Annotated in this window: 27 protein-coding genes and 2 pseudogenes; 12 read left to right on the top strand and 17 right to left on the bottom strand. The window is 54.2% G+C overall.

The genetic code is table 11. The features are described 5' to 3' along the window. Nucleotides 1–48 precede the first annotated feature (48 nt). Nucleotides 49–1005: an HNH endonuclease gene (locus IQ235_RS01000; RefSeq protein WP_264319633.1), complete on the bottom strand. Its 957-nt coding sequence runs from the start codon at nt 1003–1005 to the stop codon at nt 49–51. 2 nt (nt 1006–1007) lie between these two features. On the opposite strand from IQ235_RS01000, the gene IQ235_RS00995 reads away from it, so the two are divergent. After that, a complete protein-coding gene (locus IQ235_RS00995; protein WP_264319632.1) occupies nt 1008–2009 on the top strand; it encodes a hypothetical protein in 1002 nt (333 codons plus the stop codon). Between the two features lie 111 nt (nt 2010–2120). After that, the gene (locus tag IQ235_RS00990; protein ID WP_264319631.1) at nt 2121–2393 is read left to right on the top strand and encodes a hypothetical protein; all 273 of its coding nucleotides are present in this window, start codon (nt 2121–2123) and stop codon (nt 2391–2393) included. Between the two features lie 33 nt (nt 2394–2426). Here the strand turns inward: IQ235_RS00990 and IQ235_RS00985 are convergent, their stop codons facing one another. From IQ235_RS00985 to IQ235_RS00925, 13 genes are all read right to left on the bottom strand, one after another. Beyond that, nucleotides 2427–3410, bottom strand: coding sequence for an excalibur calcium-binding domain-containing protein (locus IQ235_RS00985; protein WP_264319630.1), 984 nt, complete (start codon nt 3408–3410; stop codon nt 2427–2429). A 148-nt stretch (nt 3411–3558) separates the two neighbouring features. Beyond that, entirely contained in the window at nt 3559–3855 is a 297-nt protein-coding gene (locus tag IQ235_RS00980) for an HNH endonuclease (protein ID WP_264319629.1), read from the bottom strand. 63 nt (nt 3856–3918) lie between these two features. Then, nucleotides 3919–4104 carry a hypothetical protein gene (locus IQ235_RS00975; RefSeq protein WP_264319628.1) on the bottom strand — a complete coding sequence of 62 codons (186 nt, stop codon included), beginning with the start codon at nt 4102–4104 and terminating at the stop codon, nt 3919–3921. An 81-nt stretch (nt 4105–4185) separates the two neighbouring features. Continuing rightward, nucleotides 4186–4533 (bottom strand): hypothetical protein, encoded by a 348-nt coding sequence (locus IQ235_RS00970; RefSeq protein WP_264319627.1) that lies wholly within the window; start codon nt 4531–4533, stop codon nt 4186–4188. After that, on the bottom strand, nt 4526–5500 hold the full coding sequence (locus IQ235_RS00965) for a hypothetical protein (protein WP_264319626.1): 975 nt from the start codon (nt 5498–5500) through the stop codon (nt 4526–4528). Before IQ235_RS00965 ends, IQ235_RS00970 begins: the two co-directional genes overlap by 8 nt. Before the next feature lie 5 nt (nt 5501–5505). After that, nucleotides 5506–6048, bottom strand: a complete 543-nt coding sequence (locus tag IQ235_RS00960; protein ID WP_264319625.1) for a hypothetical protein — start codon at nt 6046–6048, stop codon at nt 5506–5508. Continuing rightward, nucleotides 6045–6221, bottom strand: coding sequence for a hypothetical protein (locus IQ235_RS00955; RefSeq protein ID WP_264319624.1), 177 nt, complete (start codon nt 6219–6221; stop codon nt 6045–6047). The genes IQ235_RS00960 and IQ235_RS00955 overlap by 4 nt, the downstream gene beginning before the upstream one ends. Next, nucleotides 6218–6379 carry a hypothetical protein gene (locus tag IQ235_RS00950; RefSeq protein WP_264319623.1) on the bottom strand — a complete coding sequence of 54 codons (162 nt, stop codon included), beginning with the start codon at nt 6377–6379 and terminating at the stop codon, nt 6218–6220. The genes IQ235_RS00955 and IQ235_RS00950 overlap by 4 nt, the downstream gene beginning before the upstream one ends. After that, a complete protein-coding gene (locus tag IQ235_RS00945) occupies nt 6379–6594 on the bottom strand; it encodes a hypothetical protein (protein WP_264319622.1) in 216 nt (71 codons plus the stop codon). The genes IQ235_RS00950 and IQ235_RS00945 overlap by 1 nt, the downstream gene beginning before the upstream one ends. Beyond that, nucleotides 6594–6953 (bottom strand): hypothetical protein, encoded by a 360-nt coding sequence (locus IQ235_RS00940; protein WP_264319621.1) that lies wholly within the window; start codon nt 6951–6953, stop codon nt 6594–6596. Before IQ235_RS00940 ends, IQ235_RS00945 begins: the two co-directional genes overlap by 1 nt. A 10-nt stretch (nt 6954–6963) precedes the next feature. Continuing rightward, nucleotides 6964–7182: a hypothetical protein gene (locus IQ235_RS00935; protein ID WP_264319620.1), complete on the bottom strand. Its 219-nt coding sequence runs from the start codon at nt 7180–7182 to the stop codon at nt 6964–6966. After that, the gene (locus IQ235_RS00930; RefSeq protein ID WP_264319619.1) at nt 7179–7898 is read right to left on the bottom strand and encodes a hypothetical protein; all 720 of its coding nucleotides are present in this window, start codon (nt 7896–7898) and stop codon (nt 7179–7181) included. The genes IQ235_RS00935 and IQ235_RS00930 overlap by 4 nt, the downstream gene beginning before the upstream one ends. A 161-nt stretch (nt 7899–8059) precedes the next feature. Further along, complete coding sequence (locus tag IQ235_RS00925) at nt 8060–8371, bottom strand: hypothetical protein (RefSeq protein WP_264319618.1); 312 nt, start codon at nt 8369–8371, stop codon at nt 8060–8062. A 160-nt stretch (nt 8372–8531) separates the two neighbouring features. Here IQ235_RS00925 and IQ235_RS00920 point away from each other — a divergent pair, with 160 nt between their 5' ends. Together IQ235_RS00920 and IQ235_RS00915 are read left to right on the top strand one after the other, a co-directional pair. Further along, a complete protein-coding gene (locus IQ235_RS00920; RefSeq protein ID WP_264319617.1) occupies nt 8532–8960 on the top strand; it encodes a hypothetical protein in 429 nt (142 codons plus the stop codon). Then, complete coding sequence (locus tag IQ235_RS00915; protein ID WP_264319616.1) at nt 8899–9351, top strand: hypothetical protein; 453 nt, start codon at nt 8899–8901, stop codon at nt 9349–9351. The genes IQ235_RS00920 and IQ235_RS00915 overlap by 62 nt, the downstream gene beginning before the upstream one ends. A 56-nt stretch (nt 9352–9407) precedes the next feature. Here the strand turns inward: IQ235_RS00915 and IQ235_RS00910 are convergent, their stop codons facing one another. Then, a complete protein-coding gene (locus IQ235_RS00910) occupies nt 9408–9728 on the bottom strand; it encodes a hypothetical protein (RefSeq protein WP_264319615.1) in 321 nt (106 codons plus the stop codon). 52 nt (nt 9729–9780) lie between these two features. Then, nucleotides 9781–10143, bottom strand: coding sequence for a hypothetical protein (locus IQ235_RS00905; RefSeq protein ID WP_264319614.1), 363 nt, complete (start codon nt 10141–10143; stop codon nt 9781–9783). A gap of 89 nt (nt 10144–10232) precedes the next feature. Here IQ235_RS00905 and IQ235_RS00900 point away from each other — a divergent pair, with 89 nt between their 5' ends. From IQ235_RS00900 to IQ235_RS00880, 5 genes are all read left to right on the top strand, one after another. After that, a complete protein-coding gene (locus IQ235_RS00900; protein WP_264319613.1) occupies nt 10233–10394 on the top strand; it encodes a hypothetical protein in 162 nt (53 codons plus the stop codon). Next, entirely contained in the window at nt 10391–11350 is a 960-nt protein-coding gene (locus IQ235_RS00895; protein WP_264319612.1) for a hypothetical protein, read from the top strand. The genes IQ235_RS00900 and IQ235_RS00895 overlap by 4 nt, the downstream gene beginning before the upstream one ends. Next, the gene (locus IQ235_RS00890; protein WP_264319611.1) at nt 11350–12657 is read left to right on the top strand and encodes a hypothetical protein; all 1308 of its coding nucleotides are present in this window, start codon (nt 11350–11352) and stop codon (nt 12655–12657) included. The genes IQ235_RS00895 and IQ235_RS00890 overlap by 1 nt, the downstream gene beginning before the upstream one ends. A 325-nt stretch (nt 12658–12982) precedes the next feature. Further along, the gene (locus IQ235_RS00885; protein ID WP_264319610.1) at nt 12983–15994 is read left to right on the top strand and encodes an amino acid adenylation domain-containing protein; all 3012 of its coding nucleotides are present in this window, start codon (nt 12983–12985) and stop codon (nt 15992–15994) included. Between the two features lie 663 nt (nt 15995–16657). Beyond that, nucleotides 16658–17668, top strand: coding sequence for an N-acetyltransferase DgcN family protein (locus tag IQ235_RS00880; RefSeq protein WP_264319609.1), 1011 nt, complete (start codon nt 16658–16660; stop codon nt 17666–17668). Nucleotides 17669–17897: 229 nt separating this feature from the next. On the opposite strand, the gene IQ235_RS00875 is transcribed toward IQ235_RS00880, so the two are convergent. Then, nucleotides 17898–18080: a hypothetical protein gene (locus tag IQ235_RS00875; protein WP_264319608.1), complete on the bottom strand. Its 183-nt coding sequence runs from the start codon at nt 18078–18080 to the stop codon at nt 17898–17900. Nucleotides 18081–18172: 92 nt separating this feature from the next. Between IQ235_RS00875 and IQ235_RS00870 the strand changes: the two are divergent. The 3 genes and pseudogenes from IQ235_RS00870 to IQ235_RS00860 form a co-directional block, all read left to right on the top strand. Beyond that, nucleotides 18173–18397, top strand: a pseudogene (locus tag IQ235_RS00870) (site-specific integrase); the annotation flags it as partial. 42 nt (nt 18398–18439) lie between these two features. Continuing rightward, nucleotides 18440–18982: pseudogene (locus tag IQ235_RS00865) on the top strand (tyrosine-type recombinase/integrase); the annotation flags it as partial. A 106-nt stretch (nt 18983–19088) separates the two neighbouring features. Continuing rightward, nucleotides 19089–19595: an HAD-IIIA family hydrolase gene (locus IQ235_RS00860; RefSeq protein ID WP_264319607.1), complete on the top strand. Its 507-nt coding sequence runs from the start codon at nt 19089–19091 to the stop codon at nt 19593–19595. Nucleotides 19596–19691: the final 96 nt, after the last annotated feature.

The following is a 19691-nucleotide window of genomic DNA, read 5'->3' as shown; positions in this document are numbered from 1 at the left end:
ATCTGTCTTGAAAATTTTGCATTTTTCATTTTGCATTTTTAATTCCCTCTACCCCACCCCCTCCAAAAACACTTCCCGATGCCACCGCAGCGCATCCAACCGAGGATAGTAGCGCTCCTGGGAGGGCAATCGAATTCGCTCCCCCCGAAACTCCCGCATCGGCTTGCCATGGGGCGAGTCCTCCTGCAAATCCTCCGACACCAGAATCGAATAATCATCGTCGATCGCAAACCAAAACCGATCGAACGCCCAATGATGGTTTTTGCACAGACTCAATCCGTTGTCGATCCGATCGTCTCGAAATTGAGAAAACGGCTTGATGTGCGCCCCATCGACGATGTTTTGCCCCAACGAGTTGAGGACTTGCAACCCGCAGAAGGCGCAGCGATATTCGTAACTCGCCACGACAATCTTGCGGAACGCCCCATCGCGAACGATCGCCTTTTCCTCGGTTTCGTCTTGCAGTTCTTCGAGTGGGTAGACCTTGCCCCCTTGTTCTTGCAGTTGGGCTTGCAGCTCACCGAAAGCATTCTCTTGCATTAGTTGTTCAACCTGTCCGGTGCGTTCGCCAAACCAGGTATCGAGGAGGGTTTGGGTGAGAATCGATCGAGTGTCGGGCTGTTGGAGAAATCTAAAGAGTTCCCGATCGAGATAGGCATAAGCAATCGCCGATCGCAGATTCCCCAACCCCCGGATTGGAGTCTTCGAGGCGACGGTGGCTTCAAAGCCGGGATTGGGAACGTGATGCCAGAACTTGTCCCCGCGCAGGTGAAAGAAGGGCTGACCGATATCGGGTTTGCGATCGGCAACCAAGTGGCTCCACAGATTCAAGAACGTAGCGATGAGTTCGCCAGAGAGTACAATCTGATTCTGTCGGATGTCCCCTCGGGCGATCGACTCGATAACCGACAGCAGTAAGATCGGCTTGTTGGGAGCCACCCCCGCCGAACGGCTGACGTTGAGCTTGGCAAATTTCCGACAGTAGTAACTCAGATCTCGATCCATCGATGCAAGAATTTCGCTGTACCCGCAATGCCCGCTACCAGCACGATTGTCTGGGTCGCGATGACCTCACGGCTCGGCAGGGTCATTATATTACGGCCCACAGCAAAGAGGATGCATGGCACAAGATGGCCGAGCGGTTCCCCGACGAAACCGAAGCCGGATTTACGGTGGACGAGTGGGAAGGCTTCGACGTGGTTATTGGAGAAGTCAAGCCCGGTCGCCAGCTCGAATCAGAATTTGCCAAGTTGAAAGAACTCGCCCAGGACGCGGAGAAGCAGCGAACGCCCCCCTATCCGCCCCTGCAAGTGCCGGAATATCGCGAGGGTCGTCATGGGGACTGGTTTCTCGATCGCATCGACCCAATTCTCATCCGGGGCTACTTCACCGGAGTCCAACCCACCAGTGGCAACTATCGATTGTTCCAGAACAAGACCCTGTGGATGTCGCTAACGCCCCGCGAGCTGGAGTCGCAATCCCACCACGTTCTCTACGCTCGAGGTCATACGGTGATTATGGGACTGGGAATGGGGGTGCTGCTCTATAACGTTATCGCCCGTGAAGAAGTTGAGAAGGTGACAGTGGTGGAATGCGATCGCAACGCCGTCGAGATGCTCTACCAAATTGCCGAACCCCAATCTTGGCCCGGTTGGGAGAAAGTCGAAATTATCGTCGCCGATGCTTTTGAATGGCAGCCCGATGACCCGGTGGACTTTTTGAGTGTGGATATTTGGGCGAAATTAGGCGATGCGCGGTTACGGGTTGAAGGACAGCAAATTCAAGCTAACGTCCGGGCGAAGGTGGTGGCGCTGTGGGGTCAGGAAATCGACTTCATCCACTTTGTTGGGGAGAAAGGATACGAAGCGCCACCGACACTGGCGCAGTATCGGGAGTATATCGAAGCGATCTCGATTCCGTTGATTGAGTCAGACAATCCCGATTATCCCGAGTATTGTTTGCGGGCGGTGGAGCAGGTGATGATGACGCAGCAAGATGTGGGATTTTAGACGTGCGGATTTTGGATCGAGCGCGGCTCAGCGAGGTAGCGGATTGCTGGCAGTCGATTCGTGTCAAACTACAGTTGATAAGTCTTTTGTTGTTGCGAACGAGTTGGAAAGATGAACGAGTACCCAGAAGGCTTGATGCCAGCACTGGCTGAAGTTAGAGAGGGCAACTACTGTAATATGCTAAGCCGCTCTTGCGTCATTGAGGTGCTAGAGACAATGGGCGAGCAGGAAATTGCCGATTGGTTGACGCAGAACCGGGCGGGTTACTCCAAGCTCATCAATGAGGATTTCTCGGAGTGGCTCGATCGTAATCCATCCCCAGGAAAAGAATCGTTGGCGCAGAAGGTCGCGAAAGAAACGGGGCTAGAAGCGATCGCAGATTGAGGGATATTGTTTGAGGGCGATCGCACCGATCGCCTAAGATTCGCAAGCAATACCATCGCCATCCCGATCGCGATTTTTGGTGTAGTTGGGGTCGCCGGGACGAAAATTGCTCAAACCCATCCCTCTGAGCTTGGCGCAGGAACCAGAGACGTAGCCGCCGGTATCGTTCGATTCGGGTGCTGGAGCGGGTTCGGGGATGGCCACCGGTTGAGGTATCGGCTCTGGCTCGGGTATCGGTTCCGGCTCGGGTTGAAAGACCGGCTCGGGTATTGGCTCCGGTTCGGGTTGAAAGACTGGCTCCGGCGCTGGGGCGGGTGGAGCAAACGACTGTACCTTTTGCCGAGCGATATCGGCATTGGCTTGATATTCGATCGCCTTTTCTTGGGCCCGATCGTAATAAGAACTGGTTGCTGGAACTTCTTGCATTGAGGTAGCCGCCTCGTCCCAGGTACGGGCAATGTCATCCCACGATTCGAGCGTGGCTGCGGTTTGGCTCTGCTCGGCAGCTCGGGTGGCTTGGTTTACCGCAACTTGGAAGGTTGCCGGTGCGGGTTCGGGTGTGGGTTCTGGCTCGGGTGCGACGGGGACTGGTTCTGGCGTAACTTCCGGCTCGGATGTTGATTCCGGTGCGGTTGGCGTTTCGGCTTGTCGGGTGTCCGGGTCGAATACGATCGCGCCGAAGACGATGAAAAAGAGCGTCAGGGGTAGGTAAATCTTGGCGACGGTCTTGCGACTTCTGCGATTGGCGGGCAACACTATGGGCGGGTGAATCAGTCCGACAAGCAACATCAGGGGGAGGGCGATTATCCCGATAAAGCCGACGGCCACACCAATTCCGCTATGCACGACAAATCCCAGTGTCAAAGACAGTAATGCCAGCCCGCCATAGATTTGCACCGCCCGCGTTCGTGTCTGGGTGCGGCCGCGCACGACTATGCTGGGTCGGATAAGTCCCAACACCATCAGGGGAACGCACAGGAAAAAGAGCAAAGAGAGCAAAGCGAGTAAAGATTTCATCGGGTCGTCGTTAAGTGGGGGACAGTTGTAGAGACACCCACAGCACGGCGGAATGGAGAGGAATTTACTACTGCTTGGGTCGATGCCTTATACCCTACTCACTCCGGGCCATCTTGCTCCGAGCTTTCATCATTTCTTAACCGATCGACTACCACAACTCCAACTGCCCCGGCGATACGTTCCCCCGCCGTCGTTGGTGGTAACTCAGATGGCATCCCGTACACAGTGCCATCAAGTTCTCGGGGCGATTATCTTCTGGCTGGTAGTTGCGATGGTGTACCGTCAGGGTTCTTATCGCCCGATCGGACCTGGATAATCCCGAGGTATCTTCACCCGATTGGATGCAAGCCATGCCGCATTTCTCGCAGCGCCACCGAGCGGAGGTTTTGATGGCGGTGGCAATGTCCGTCCAGTTGTCGGGATAGCGGGAATTCATAGCGGTCATTGTAGCGGAGTCAAACGAAAAGACCCCCCATCTGGAGAGCCTTCGATCGAGCGTACCGAGAGGTCATGCGATCGAAACCCATTCTTTCATCACCGCTTGGGCGCATTTCATCAACGTCGGTCGTCTCAGCCGCTTGTCACCCAACCTCGCCACGTAGCCACCTTCGACTTCATCCTTCTCAAACGCAATCCCCGTTTCATCGAACAATTCGTTGAGGGGTTCCAATTTCACCGATTGTTTCCAAGCCATCGTTTTTACTTATTCCGTCTTCTCAACTTTATTCCTAAGTCTGTTGCGATCGCGAGCGCGACTCCACACGGAGTATCGCCCTCAGTCTTTCCGGCTGGCTTTATCCGCCAAAACCGCTGCCGTTCCCAGCCCAGCTCCCAAAACCGTTGCGTGAGGTAACAGCGCGGGTCTGAGCAAACTAAATACCAGTCCCGCCGTGCAAGTGGCTCCCAGAATTGCTGCGGTATCTTGAAGGCGCTGCGCTCTGCGTTGGTGCTGCTTCTGTTTCTCCAGCGCCGCAGTATTTAAAATTTCCAGCTCGCCGTCATCCGTCGATAGATTATCGATACCCAGCTCGTCGCGAATGCGCTGGCGTTTTTCCTTGTCCATTGCAGATTGTAATGCCGCCCCTTTTAAGGGTTTGCCGTTGCGATCGAGATATTCAGCCATTGTCCCGTCTCCTTAATTCAATTCCCAATTCCTCAGCAATTACCCTCAACCGTTCCCGCGCCCTTAAAAATCGATCGCCATTTCCACTCGTCGCTCCCCAAATCCGACTGATAATCTCCTTCTGATTCCGAATCCCTCTCGTCCACAGCCAATTCAACCAATCCTTCTCCAACTGGCTGATATCGCCATAGGGCTGTATCTTCGTCTCCGGCTCCACGAACCCCATGTGGTAGCTCGCTTCTAAATTCGCCAGGGCCATCTCGGGATGAAACTGGGGGGTCACCGCAAAGTCTGGGGCTTCGCTGAGGCTAACCATGGTTTTCGGTCTCAAGTAAAGCTGAATCGCCCCCGGTACGGTGGCAATACCCGGTGGTTCCGCTAGTCCGAGTTCGAGTTGCAAGCGGTTGAGGTGGCGCTTGATTTCCCGTTCGCCCCCTTCTCTGGGTCGGATGCGGACGTAGATGTAGTGACTGTCGAGCCAGCTTTGGCGGTAGTCGCAGCGGCAACCGAGCCGATCGAGTATTTCAATGACCCGTCGAGCGGCGATCGCATCTTGTTCCACCCCCTCGGGAAGCTGCGGTGCTTCGTAATCGTCGAGTCGTCGCATGACCGAAGCCAGTTCGTGTTGGAGAAAGTCAATGCGATCGGCATAGCGATCGAGTTCGAGTTTGTGCTGTTCCAGGAAGGCTTGCTTATCGGCGTTGAGTTGCTCGTTAACTGCCTCGGCTTGGGCTTGCAAGTCCTTAAGCTGTCCGGCTTTCCATTTCTCGAACTCGGTTTGTTGGGATGCGATCGCCTTTTCCCGTTCTCGTTCTTCCTGCCAGTGCTGCCAGGGCGAACCGGATTTGGTCAAGTAAATCAGCCCCGTGGTGGCTCCGACGATTTGCATCGGCAGAGTTGCCCACTTGGGGAGCGGTGCGCCCGCTAGAGCTGTGGCGATAACTGTGGTGGCGATTAAGGATTTCATGGCTCTCAAAATCCTCGGTGACGGCGAAACCAGTGGCGGATATCGCGAATATCCCAGTGCCGACGCTCTTGGCGCTGTTCGTCCGTTTCGCTATGGTAGTGCCGTTCGTGGGGTTGTAGCTGCTGCCAGACTTCCGAGGTGAATTCGTAGGGCAAGGCTTTGGGTTGCGACTTCTGAGGTTGCGACCATCCCGCTTGCTGTTGAATCCAAGTCCGAATCCCGATTGCCATAAACGCTCGGCAGCAATTCTTAGCTCGATCGGTGCAGCGCTTTCCAGCATCAAAAGCGTAATATTCCAGAATGAGAGCTACGGCTGTATCGGGAACGCCCGTTACTGAAAAAGTTGCCGCCTCAAATCCCCTGGATTCAAGGGATTGAACCAGCTTTGAGCTTGAGATGTTGCCGCCGGATGAGCCTGTGGAAAATTGCTTAGACAGGGCTTGCCAACTTACACCAGCAAGTCGGGCAACACCCCGAATCGATACCGTCACCGATCCATCGTCGGCAATCCGATATTCTTGTTGAATTTGTTGGATGATGTCATTCATTGCTCGTCCTCCTCCCCCCGCTCCCTCTCTGAAACTGGGCAGTGGATAACGATGACGTAGCCAAGCTTAACTGCCGTCCATGCGTCGCCGAGCATCTCGAATTTTTCGACTTTCACCCCCTGCCATCTTTTGGTCGGTCGAATCATCCAATTTCCAAACGCAATTCCTTTCATTGCAAAATCCTCCAAGAGTAATAGCCCACGCCAGCAATAGCAACAACCATCAAAAACGCGATCGCCGCCATGGGATAAATGCCCCACAACCACCACAGCAGTTGTAGGGCAATGCCAGCAACCAGACTCGCGGTTAGCGCTAACATTGCCCAGTACATTAGGCTTTCACCTCCTCATTCAATGAAGCTGGCGGCGACAAGGTATCTCGATACTTGCCCACCAGATTCTCGGAAATTGCAGGGGCTTCGATTGCCTTCGACAAGTTGCCCGATACTTCAGGCGGCTCAACGGGTACGAGCAAGTTGCCCGACACTTCAGGTGGCTCGATCGCGTAGCGTGTCCGGAGGACAATCGGGGTCAAGAGGTTATCCATCAGACCTTCACTCCCATCTTCGCTTTGGCATCCAGCGTCACCACTGTGGGGTCAACTCCGGCATTGAGCAGGAATTGCTGCTTGCCCTGATTCAGCGAGGTTGTCGCATCCACCGAATAAGCTTTAGCGCTCAGCCGTGCGATGTGAGACTGCTGGTTGAGTTGCCGATCGACCCGAACCGCTTTCAGGTTGTCCTCGTCGATGCCCAGCTTTTCCTGTTCGATGCCCAATTTAACGAGCTGACGGTCTGCCCAAACTTCAGCCCGATCGGCTTTGAAGGTTTGCCCTTTGAGCTTGCCCCGTAACTCCCGAACTTTCTCGGTGCGAATCTGACCGCGCACGATTTCCGAGTTGACCATGAATTCGGATTCAGTGGTGTAGGCGATGCTCTTGCCCTGGGGCTGAGCGGTTGTCTTGGATTTGCTCGATGTCTTGGTTTTGGTTGCCATGATTTTGAATGAATAAATCGACGTAACTACTGAGTGCCGCTGGGACGATCCACCACATCAGCAATCCGATCGCCACGATGACGCGAACTGCGATCGGGTGAAACTCCGCCCAGCGAGCAATACGAGGCGCGAGCCTCACCGCTTGTGGCTCATCGACTTTCCCATCTGCTTCTGGAAATTCTGCATATTCTCTGAGAAGCGATCGGTAAACTTATTCGCCCAAGCCGCCGATGCGGCATCTGCCGATTGCTGCGCTGAGGCTTCGAGCGCTTCCATGAAACCGCCCAGCCCAACGCCAATGTCATCGACGCGATCGAGGGTGGAGTTGAAATCGTCTACCAGTTCCACGTCGTAGGCTTTGGGAACGATTGCCGATTCATTCAAGTTGGCTTCGTTGGCTTCCTCTACCGAATCGGGTTGGTGTCCCGGCACCAGTTCCGGTTGTTCTTTCCAGCGCAGAGCTTTGTAAACGCGCTTGGTCATCTTTTCGGGGTTGGCTTCGACGGCAGGTTTGCCATCGGCTTGGCGCACAATGCGATCGGCACTGTTGAGAATCAAACGATTGGCATTGCGAAGTTGCCGCATCCGAAAGAATTCCTCGTAGGCGATCGAGGTATACAGTTGCCCCTGGCGCAGACAATCGGCATGGTCGCCCCAAATCTCGATCGCCTCGGGGTAGTAGCGCTTGCGGATGGTATCTGCGTGTACCCCCAGCTCTTCGGCAATGGCAACTCCGGTAAACAGTCCGTCCGGGGGGAATTTAATATCCGTCTGGATGTCCGGTGTATCCGGTTGGATGTCCGGCGCATCCGTTTCTTCCGGCTCTGATTTAGTTCGTTTGCTAGTTCTTGGCATGGTTCCTATGGTTTAGCTCGACATACGATGTCGATTTTTCTAGGGCAACCGGATATCCGACGGACGAATTTTCATCCGCGAACTTTTCCGGTTCGTATCCAAACCATAAAAAAACCCCAAGCTGGGGTCAAGAGTTTTACTCGATATTTTCGAGTGATAATTTAGAGTGCCTTATTTTCTAAGATGCGTCTTAACTCGGGATACTTGGCAATCTCAATGGCGATCGCTTTGAGGGAGTGAATTCGCCCGAGTTCTCGCTGGTAGCGAGCGGGCATATTCTCCAAGCGCTTTCCCCACTGGTCGATCGTATTTTGCTCCAAACTTAGGAGTTCCGAGAGTTCCCGCACGCACTTAGCTCTAAACCCGCGTTCGGGTTGGTCTCTGTCTTCTGGCGGTACGTCAAACCAGTTCAAGCAAAATTCCCAGGCTTCCATCAAGGCGATTCTTTTAATTGCGAGTTGGGGTAAAAACACGCGATCGTCCTCCGACAAAATACTCGATATTTTCGAGTATAATAACTTTGGAAGGATAACCGCAAACTGCTTAGTGATGTTACCAGAGAGCTTTCGGCTCGTCTTTTTCTCTATCGCCTTCACCTCGGTAGAATAAGGTCAATCTTCTTGCCGAGGTCGAATGATGAAGCTCCAAGACCTGAAAGATAAAACCTGGGAAACCTGGCTGATGCTGCAAAAGTTTGCTGGGGTGGTGGTGCAGCCGGAGAATTTCCAACCGGAAGTACGCGCCTTCGGCGACCTGCGCTATCGAGACACCTGGAAGCGAGCGCTGGGGCATTTCATGGCTTTGTCGATCGTGCGATCGGTTCTCGAACCCGTTTCGCTCGTGACGTTCTATCTCAATCCCCCTCGGGATGACTGGAGCTGGGAAGTGCGCCGCGAAACCTTTGAAGCCTACATCCGCATTCCCGGTGCTTTGGATCTCATTCGAGAAGGACTCAACGAAATCTTTGGCTCGCCATCCTCGTATCAAGGAGAAGACTTAAATGGCATTTTTGAACTGGTGGAAAACTCAGCCCGAGTCCGAGGACTACTCCCTCGAAGTTAAAGGGAAGCTCTTTCCCACGGCGACATCCAGCCAGCCCCTAGCCGGTGCGGATACCGCTCGCAAAGACCTCGGTCGCGCCATGCACGACAAAGGGGCGGACATGAGAGGGGCAATGGATGCCAACCACGCCCTAGAAACCGAAATCTTGGGCAACTCTGCCTACGAGCTGGCCCGAGAACTCAACTCAGACGTGACAGAAAGAGGCGCGGCCATGTCTCATCGCGCTCTGCCCAAACCCGCCCAAGAAGGACTGCTCGCCGGACGCATCCGCGCCAAGTACGACTTGCAAGGAACCGAGATTGCCCAAGACGACCAAACCGAAACGAACCAGCAAATCGAAGCATCGATGCGCCAATCGGGACGGGAAACCCGCAAGTGGTTGCCCTGGTGAGAGGATTTCTTGAGGGCGAGCCGCATAACGCACCCATCCGTGCAGCTCGTATCGTTCTAATGACCGTTCGTTTGTTGCGGCGGGGAAGATTTATCCTCCTTCGCCACCTTCAGCGCCACCGCTTTGAGTAGCTCCAACAATTCGTCCACCACCTCTGGGGGAACGTTCTTGAGCTGCTGGCTCATTTCCTCGGCGTTCCCATTCAGTTGAATGGCAAAGGAGTTGTTGATGACGTTGGTTCCACCCATGATGAGCGTCGAGCCGTGGTTCTGTCCCAGGAGTTTCTGAGCCAGTTCCGCGCGCTGTTCCGACGACATAGATTTGATGCGATCGGCTAGCTCGTCAAATTCCATCATTGACGAAGCCTCGTATGGCATCCTTTGTAGATCTTGATGCATTAGGCAAAGATTTCATGACTTTAAACCGTTCTTAAACCAATACGGCTTCTTGGGGGTTCGATGCATCGGGGTTTTTACGGGACTTTGTACGATTTCCCTTTTCTCCCTTCAATTTATTAACTAGCGTGACGATGGTTTCGGCAATTTCTTCTTTATCCATTTCCGCAGTTTCGAGCAAATCCTTGGGGGGGATAGAAGCCATCGAGCTACTACCAACCATCAAACGGCTGAAATAAAGCTTAGCTCCCGGCGCTAGCGTCTCCATCGTTTCGAGCAGTTCCCAGAAGCGGTTAATGGGCGGACTGCATTTTCCAGTGCGAATTTCGCTGATGTGATTCTTGCTGCAACCAAAAGCTTCAGCCAATTGCGAGCCTTTGACACTGAAGCGATCCATTGTCTGCTTGAAGTAAACGTGCAGCATTGAGCAAAAAAGTAACTCTTAAAGGTGTAATATCTTTATTTATACACCTTTAAGGTGGATTTATGTTTCTTATCGATATTCACGATATTTCCACAATTATGACACAAGCCACAATTGAGCGGAAGTTCTACCCGTTACCAAACCACGAGTTGACCTCACTCGTCAATCTCATTTTCCACTACCAACAGACCGTCAGTTTTGAAATGGTGGGAGTGGAAGCATGAGCGCAAAAATCAATGGAAAATTCTACCCGCTGACCGGGCCGATCGCGGCTAAGCTCCGCCAAGCCAAACTTACGGCAGCCGAGTGGCGAATTTGGTCGTATCTAGTCGAACTCGATCCCCACGGCGATCGTTACCTCGATCTCGATACCCTAACCGTGATGACCGAGTGCGACTGCTCGAAGGCGACCTTTTACCGGGCGATCGGGAAATTCCAGAAGCTCGGAATCTTCGATTTCCAGGACAAGGGCTGGAGCTTTAAAAATCAATCGGGTGTCTCAAAACTGAAACGCCAGTCTCAAAATTGCAGCGCCAGTCTCAAAAATGAGACTGCTGTCTCAAAAATGAAACCGCCAGTCTCAAAAATGAGACTAGATTCTCAAAATTGCGAAAATCGAAGCCCAGAACCCCCACCAGACAAGGCTTCTGAGTCCTCTCAGACTAATAAGACTTATTCAGACTTTATACAGACTCTCTCAGAAGGCGAGAGAGAGAGATTTTTGAAATTTGCCCGGAGCAAAGCAGATCGACTGCCAGAGACACCGCAGCTAATTGAGAAATGGATCGTCGATAACCATCACTGGCTATATCTGGAATTTGAAAAGATTAACGGGCAAGAACCCAAGCACTCGGGTCCGGGTCAAAATTCCGCGCCGCCGATTGACGATGAAAAAAATGAATTGCACCCCGATATCGAAGCTGGACTCGCCGATGGTCGAATCGATCGCCTCGACCCGAAGTTTGACGGCTTGTTCGATGCCCAAAATAACTGGTGGAAGGTTGACGCATGGATCGAGAACGCCGCGACCCGTGGGGACGATGCTGATGCCCCAAACGATTGCGACAAGTATCGATCGCAAGTGCGCGAATGGCTCGCCCAATCCCTGGTCAATAACCTCGACGACAAAACCGAACCCGTATCCCTGACTCCCATTCCCCAACCCCAGGAGGTGTCGTGATGGCGCAATCCAAATCCAAAGACATCGGCATCCTGCCCCCGGCAATCTTCGACCTCAAGACGGTATCGACTCCGATTTCCTACCAATCCGAAGCGGGCATCGATACCCAAGGCTACGACCCCGCCTGGGACGACCCAGAGTTTTACAAGCCGAAATCCGAACCGGGTCCCGTGCTAGAGAAGCTGTCACCAAGTGCCAATGCAGACGAATCCCCCTTTCCGAATTCAGACGACGATCCGCGCTGGAAACCCGAAGAATTTGGCGAACTCAAATTCGTACCCGAAAGCGACGGTCAGCTTACCATCGCCACCCGAAAACCCTCCAACCCCGACGATTACCCCACAACTGAGGCATACGATCGCGCTTGGGTAACTTGGTCGGCTAACCGGGAAGCTGCACCAAAACCCGTCACCCCTGAAGTGGTGGAGGCTGACCCAACTGCCATCGATGGCGAATTGAGCTACGACGAGAAACGCGATCGGCTCCATCTCGAACGTAAGGTGGAACGGGCGTTTTACGAAGCGGGTCGGGCGTTGCGGGAGTTGCGGGACAGGCGATTGTATCGATCGACCCACAAGACCTTCGAGAATTACTGTCGCGATCGGTTTGGGTACTCTCGAAGGAAGATGGATTACCTGATTGCTGGAGTCGAAGTCGTTGACAACCTAGAAATGAGAACAAATTGTTCTCAAAATCTGGCGCTCGGTGAAATGAGAACAAATTGTTCTCAAAATCCGGCGATTAGTGAAATGAGAACAAATGGGACACAAATTCTGCCTACTCGTGAGAGCCAAGTTCGATCGCTCGTTCAACTCGAACCGGAACAACAACGAGAAGTCTGGCAGCAGGCCGTCACCGAGGCAGGTGGTAAAGTACCCAGTGGTCGCATCGTTAAGGACATCGTAGAGCGAATGCAGCAAGTCGAATCGCCACCCAAACAGCCAACTAGAGCGCATCACCTGACCCTACAACCATGGGGACTCGTCGAGGTGAGCTGTCCCAACAACGCCAAGATTCACGCCCGTCTCGGACGCATTGCAGCGGTCAGGGAGAAGACTGTCGAAGTATGGCTGCGGGATGTGGACACCATGACGATGAATAAGCATACCCTGAAGCACCATCAGGTTGAAGCCGTGCCGATGGAACGAGCGCCGGGATTGCGGGAGTTATGCGATCGGTTTGCTCGGTTGCGGGAGCAGGGGTTAGACCCGTTTGAGTTGGAGGTGCTGGCGCTGTTGGAGCGATCGGTTGTGTTGACTCCGGTGGAGATGGGGTATTTGGAGGGGATTGAGAAGTGGGTTTTATGAGGACGATATAGAAGGAGTCATCGTTGGGGTTTGAGTTCCGGCAAAAATTGACGAAGACACCCAGAGTGGGAAAGGGCTAAAACCCATACACGGAAACGGCTTTAGGGATGTTTGTCTTCGGGGCGTTGAGCGCGTTCCAATCATCGAAAGCTGCAAAATTATATCTTGCCCCTCATATCAGCTTCGCTATATTCACCCCTTAATGGAGTTGCACACCCTGTCATGGCACAATGGAGCTGAAAAATCTTTCTAAGAGCCTGAAATGTAATATAGTCAGGATCTTTTTCTTGTCGTGATCGCATCTCCTCTTAGAGGAGACCCATCGATGCTTGCTCATCTGTTTGCTCAGAGTGCTCAGGCTTACCCCAACCGGCCAGCCATCTGCGTTGAGTCTGAGATTCGAACCTATGCTGCGCTCTCTGCTGCGGCCGGGCAGATATGCACATGTCTCCGAACGTCAGCTGCTACTAGTCCGGGCGTCTGCATCCTGGCGACGAGCCGCACATTCACCGGGTTTGCGGGTGTTCTCGGTGCACTTGGTGCCGGCATGACATATGTACCGGTAGATCCCGCGTCGCCGGACGAGCGGGCCAGATCCATTGCCGCCGCAACGTTTCCTGCGGCAGTCATCGCGGATCGCGCCGGCTTCCCCATCGCCGAACGGATCGCGCGGAGCGCGATCCAGCCCTTGGTCATCGTTTTGCCGGAGCATGAGTCGTGCGAAGTCGATTGTCACGCCTTGAGTCCGCATAAAGTCTATGTCAAATCCGAACTGCGCCGGCTGCCGTCGGAATTTGAACCGGCGGATGAGAATCCAGCATCGCTTGCATACATTCTATTCACTAGCGGTACGACCGGTGAGCCAAAAGGCGTGCCGATCCGGCAGGAGAGTGTCACTCAATACGTCCGCTCCATGGCGTCGCTGTATCCTTTACGCCCTACCGACCGCTGTACGCAGTTGTTTGAACTCACTTTCGACCTCTCGGTGCATGACATGTTCGTGACATGGCATGCAGGAGCATGCCTGTTTGTACCGCACCGAGGTCGAGCGTTGTTTGCTGCGGATCTGGTCGCACGCCATGGGCTGACGGTGTGGTTTTCAGTCCCCTCGGTCGTGTCGGAGTTGGCACGCTCTAGAAACCTAGCTCCCAACGCTCTCCAAGGCCTGAGGCTCGCATTTTTCTGCGGCGAACGTCTTCCCATCCAGCTCGCGAGAGCGATGAAGACCGCAGCCCCGGATGCCCTTCTGGTCAACACTTACGGTCCCACGGAAGCGACTGTTGCTTTTACGCATTACGCATGGGACGGAGCGGATCTCCCGGAACTGTGCCAGGACCTACCTATCGGTCATCCACTGCCGGAACAGCAGGTGTTCTTGCTAGGTCCCGACCGTCAGCCCGTACCGCCCTGCACCATCGGCGAGATCTATCTCGCGGGATCTCAGGTCGCCGCTGGATACTGGAATAATCCGACGGAGACGGCCGCCCGATTTCACAACGTCAGCCTCGATTGCAAAGCCTCCCAGCGCGTATACGCTACCGGCGACTTGGCCATCGCGGTGTCGGACCTCGGTCTCGTCTTCTGCGGCCGAATCGACGAACAGGTCAAGCTTTATGGTGTACGGCTCGAGCTCGGTGGGATCGAAGCGGCGGTTAGACAAGCGGCCGGGAGCCAGCAAGCTGCTGCACTGGTTTGGCCCCCTGACTATCCGACCAAATTGGTTGCGTACGTCGAGAGGGGGGACACTACTGTCGTTGAGATTTTTGAGAATTGCCGCGATCTTTTACCGCACCACGAGCGGCCGCACGAGATCGTCGAGATCGATCGGTTGCCACTTACCCGCAATGGAAAGATAGATCGAAAGACTCTGGCGGCATTGTACCGGCAGCGAGCAGAGCTGGGGATCGACGAGCCTTCAGTCGAACGGCATCCGTTGCCTATAGCCGCCGATATCGAAGCTGCTGTACATGCCATTCTTTCGCGGCAGCGCTCGCCGAGTGCCTCGTCTGTACCAGATTTGAAACCGGACGAAGACCTTTTCGAGCACACGGACTCACTCGGGTTCGTGAGCATGATCCTTGAGATCGAAGAGCAATTCGCAATCACCATCGAGGATTGGAAGGCAGTCACCCGGCTGGACAAGCTGGTACGGAACGTCTTGGAAGCGAACGGCTGCTCCATCGGTAGCCCGGTCGAGGTTGACCGTAATGTCGCCGGGGGGTCGCGCGACGCGCCCAAACTTCAGCGCGGTCTTCGAAACGTCGTTTTGGACTACAGCTCGATTTCGAATATCGACGGCAAGGATGGTCTTCTGGCATATTGCGGTACTCCAGTCGATCAGTTAGTGAGCCATAAATACATTGATGTGGCCTTCCTGCTCTCGTACGGGCGCTATCCGACCGGCGACGAACGTGCTTTCGCACTTGCGCAGCTCCAACTCGGTCAGCAGTGCGAGGAGCAGATGGGCCAGCTGATGGACGGAATCGCCGCAGGCTGCCCGTCGCCTATAAAATTCATCCTGAGCGTGGTGCCGTTGTTCCGGTCGCGATCTATTCCTCAAGAGGTCTCACATTGGTCGACTGCCTTGCAGTTGCAGGGCTTTGTCTCGGCCGCGACCTGCCGCCTCGCGTCCTTAGCGCGAGGCGTGCGCGAAACCCGAGCTACAATCGAGCGATCCCTGCCGGAATGGGTACTCGAGGGTCTCTCCGGACGTTTGCCCTCGGTGGTGGAGAAGCAAGTCATCGAATCCCTGTTCGTCGTGTTGGCGGAATGCATCACCAATCCGGGGACATTTGCTGCCAGAATCGCGACTTCGACCGAGGCCGACTACGGATCGGCAATAGTCGCGGCTCTGGCCGTGTTTTCCGGTACCAAACATGGTGGTGCGACGGATGACGTGATGACCATGATTGCCGATATCGGTAACCCTGCGCATGCGGTCGATTGGGTACAGACGGCTCAACAGGAGAAGCGCCCAGTCCCTGGCTTCGGGCACCGTGTTTTTCAGGTGCCAGATCCCCGTGCGCAGCTTCTGGTCGACTGGACTAAGACGTTGATGAAAGCCGGAGCCGACACCACGCCGATGGAAATCATGGAAAAAGTTATCGACGCTATGGCTCCGAGGCGCCGGCACGGCACTCACGTGAATGTGGATGCCTATACCGGAGTGCTTCTCACGATGCTCGGGGTGCCTCGTGGATATGGCACGATCGTGTTCGCGCTGGCGCGAATGGCCGGCTGGGCAGCGCATGTGGAAGAGCAGAAGCTGAACAATATCATGATTAACCCGCTCATATCTTACCGCCCGAGGCAAGTCCAGGCAGATCTCACAAAGTGAGATGCGTGAGGCGAGCTAGTATCCGGCGTAGATCTAGGGTTCGTGTCACCAGACGCAGCTAAGAGCGATGTCACATTTGTCAACCCCATTTGGGGCCATTTTTGATGGAAATTACTTAGGGCTTGCTGAATAAGTCGGCTTTAGTCAAGCTAGGGGCTACATATTCCTCTTCTGTCACTCTCCGAAAAGCCTTGCGCTTTCTGAATCCTAGAGCTATTGTTGGGCGGGCGATCGCTCGCTTTTTTCCCAATCGAAATTAACGGGGGTGCTAAATTGGTCAAAATTCGCTCGCCAAACGCCGTATGGCTCAATCTATCGGGTCTTGGAAAATTAATAATCATACTAAAAACCGGAGAGTGACAAAAGAGGGATATAGTCATTCTGGATAAGATTGGGACAGTATAATCCCCAATAATCTCGAATTATTCGGTGTTTCAGACTCTGGACGTGTACCACTTTTATTCAGAACAACTATAGTTTGAATTTGCGTCGATTGGTCGGCTTTTTGTACAAAAATGAATAGCACAAAATAACGTAACCGATTGTTTTTATGATGATAGAGTTGTTGTTGTTGGAAAGTTGCCGAAGTCTATATTTCACAACGAAAATTTCGGTCACCGAGCCGTTGGCTCGCTTCTATGACGACCATTTACGGCTTTGAGAATGATGGAGCCACCGTTTCTGCTTTTTCTCGCAGATGTTCAAAATGCGCTGTCCGCAAAGCCGGCAATCGGGCTGCTCCACTGGCGCCGTGAGAATTGTATCGCGCAGATAAGAATGCCAGATTGCCGAGTCTCCACCGGACTCCCTGATGCCGATTATGCCGAGGCTGTTCGGCGCGGTGCCAAAACCTTCGTCATCGGTGTTACCAATGCGGGCGGCCAGCTCAAGACCGAATGGTATCCCTATATTCTTTCTGCCATCGATTGCGGGCTAGACATTGCCAATGGGATGCGCGACCGACTTCGCGATGTGACGGAGATCGTCGCTGCGGCAAACCGAACCGGAGTAGACCTCCTCGATTTACGTCATGCCGATATTCCAATTCCGATGGCATCCTGCCGGAGGCGGCAGGGTCGGCGATTGCTGACGGTCGGAACCGACTGTTCCTGCGGCAAGAAGTTCACTGCTCTTACGATCTCGCGCGACATGAAAGCACGAGGTCTGGATTGCACATTTAGAGCGACAGGCCAGACCGGCATCATGATTTCAGGGGCGGGTTTGGCGCTTGATACGATCGTTGGCGATTGTATAGCGGGCGGAGCGGAGCTGCTGTCGCCAGATAACAAGCATGATCATTGGGATGTGATTGAGGGTCAGGGTTCCATACTGCATCCCGCTCACGCCGGCGTTCCCCTAAGTCTGTTGCATGGTTCGCAGCCGGACGCTTTCGTTGTTTGTCACGAGCCGACACGGCGTCACATGCGGGGCATCACGCATCCAGTCCCTCCAGTCGCTGCGGTCCGTGATGCTACGGAAAGGATGGGACGATTGACCAACCCCAATATTCGCTGTGTCGGTATTTCATTGAACACAAGCGAGTTTCAGGGGGACATATTTCAACTGAAACAGCAACTGCACCGGGAACACGAAGTACCCGTTGTAGATCCGGTTATCGAGGGCACAGGCGACATTCTCAACTATATGTGTTCAATTGGGCTTCTTACAGGATGAGCAGAGGTCGGCCCGATCGCTCGAATACCATCCCTGAAACAATCCAAAATCCGCGCATCGAAAATGCGCACGTCCAAAATCTAAAACCCCAAATTCTGAACCGCCCTCCGCTTCGCCTCCTCCCCTCTGCGGTCGTACTTCGCCGTCGTCACCGGAGAGGCACGACCCAAATATTAACTCATTCGCCGTAAATCTCTTTGAGTGCGGCTTCCAATCCCGCATCCAAATCTTATAGCACTTCTTCGAGACTCTCGTAGCTATCCTTTCCTTCCCACCACATCCCACCGCAATCGCCCGCCCGCACGAAGGACGTTAGCGGACTCTCTTCGTCATAGCCGATTTCAATTCTGCCCCCGTGTTCGTAAACCCAGCGGTCTACGTGGGGGTACATCTTCTCAAGGGACATTTTCATTGGGGCGAAAGCACTTCGGCGCTTCGATATTATCACCCGATCGTCCCCCCAATGCGGTTTAATCATAAGCGAGTGCCACAGAAGAAACGCCAATGTCTCACTCGCTCGACCTCTCGACAAGCGAACTGCTCGAACTGTGGCTCCACGGCAAGTCCCCCAATACCGTGTCGAGCTACCGCCGTCACGTCGAAGGATTCTTCCAACACGCCGCCAAGCCCCTAACCGACATCACCCTCCTCGACATCCAAACTTGGCAGTTGAGCTTGTCGCGGAAATCTCCCGCCAGCCAGCAAACGGCACTGGCGGCACTCAAAAGTCTGCTGAGTTTCGGTCATCAGTTGGGGATATTGAAAGTTAACGTGGGAAAACTCGCCCGATCGCCTAAAGCCAAAGACCGCCTCAGCGAACGCATTCTCTCGGAAGCCGAAGTGCGATCGATTATCGACGGCGAAACTGGGCCTCGCAATCGCACGATTCTGCGGCTGCTTTACTCGGGAGGGTTGCGGGTATCGGAACTGTGCGCCCTCAAGTGGTGCGACTTCAAACCCCGTCATAGCGGCGGGCAAATTACCGTTTTCGGCAAGGGCGGTCATACCCGGACGGTACTGCTCAGCCCCAGCCTGTGGGAGAACCTGTGGGAGCTGCGCGGTGACTCGGGAGCCGACGACCCGGTATTTCGCTCGCGTCAAGTGGGATTGGGGGGCAGCTACCACCTCAGCCGCAAACAGGTCTACCGCATCGTCCGCACCGCCGCTCGTCGGGCCCGCATTGAGGGTAACGTATCGCCCCACTGGTTGCGCCATTCCCACGCCAGCCACAGTCTCGATCGCGGAGCGCCCATCCATCTGGTACGCCAAACCCTCGGACACAGCAGTATCACCATTACCGAAAAGTACCTTCACGCTCGGCCCGATGACTCGTCGGCGCTGTATCTGGACGATTGAGGAGGGCGCGGGATTCTTCACCCTTACTATGTAGAGAAGCGATCGCTTCATCTGGAGATTTGATATGGCAAAGCTCTTATTTCTTGACTGTGACGGTACGATTCGCCAGCCAGCAAGCGGGAAAAAGTTTATTGACAACCCTCAAGACCAATGCGCTATTCCCGGCGCGGACAAAGCCATTGCTAACTATCACCAGCAAGGCTATCTCTGCATCGGGGTCACCAATCAGGGCGGGGTGGCTAGCGGCTACAAGAGTTTGGAGGATACGATCGCCGAGCAAAGCCATACGCTGAAGCTCTTCCCAGAATTGGAAATCATTTATTTTTGCCCGGACTACGAAGGGCAAATTTGCTGGAAAGTTACCCGCGACGGCGAGCGCAAAATCTTCGATGCCGATGGAAACTTCCGCAAACCGGGGACAGGAATGCTACTACTGGCTGCGAGCGAGTTCGAGGGCATCCTTGCGGAATCCACAATGGCGGGCGATCGCCCTGAAGATGAAGCCGCAGCGATGGCGGCGGGGGTGACATTTCTCTGGGCAGATGTGTGGCGCAAGAGTACCTCGGTCTAGTTGTAGCTTGACGGAGTTCGCCAAAATCCAGACGAAGGGATTTGCGCGGTAGCGGGTTAGTCGATCGATGGGTCGGGGATGCGATCGCTTCACTCC

It is taken from the genome of Zarconia navalis LEGE 11467, from assembly GCF_015207075.1.
GTDB lineage: Bacteria > Cyanobacteriota > Cyanobacteriia > Cyanobacteriales > Geitlerinemataceae > Zarconia > Zarconia navalis.
This window is presented reverse-complemented; position numbering and strand designations above follow the sequence as displayed.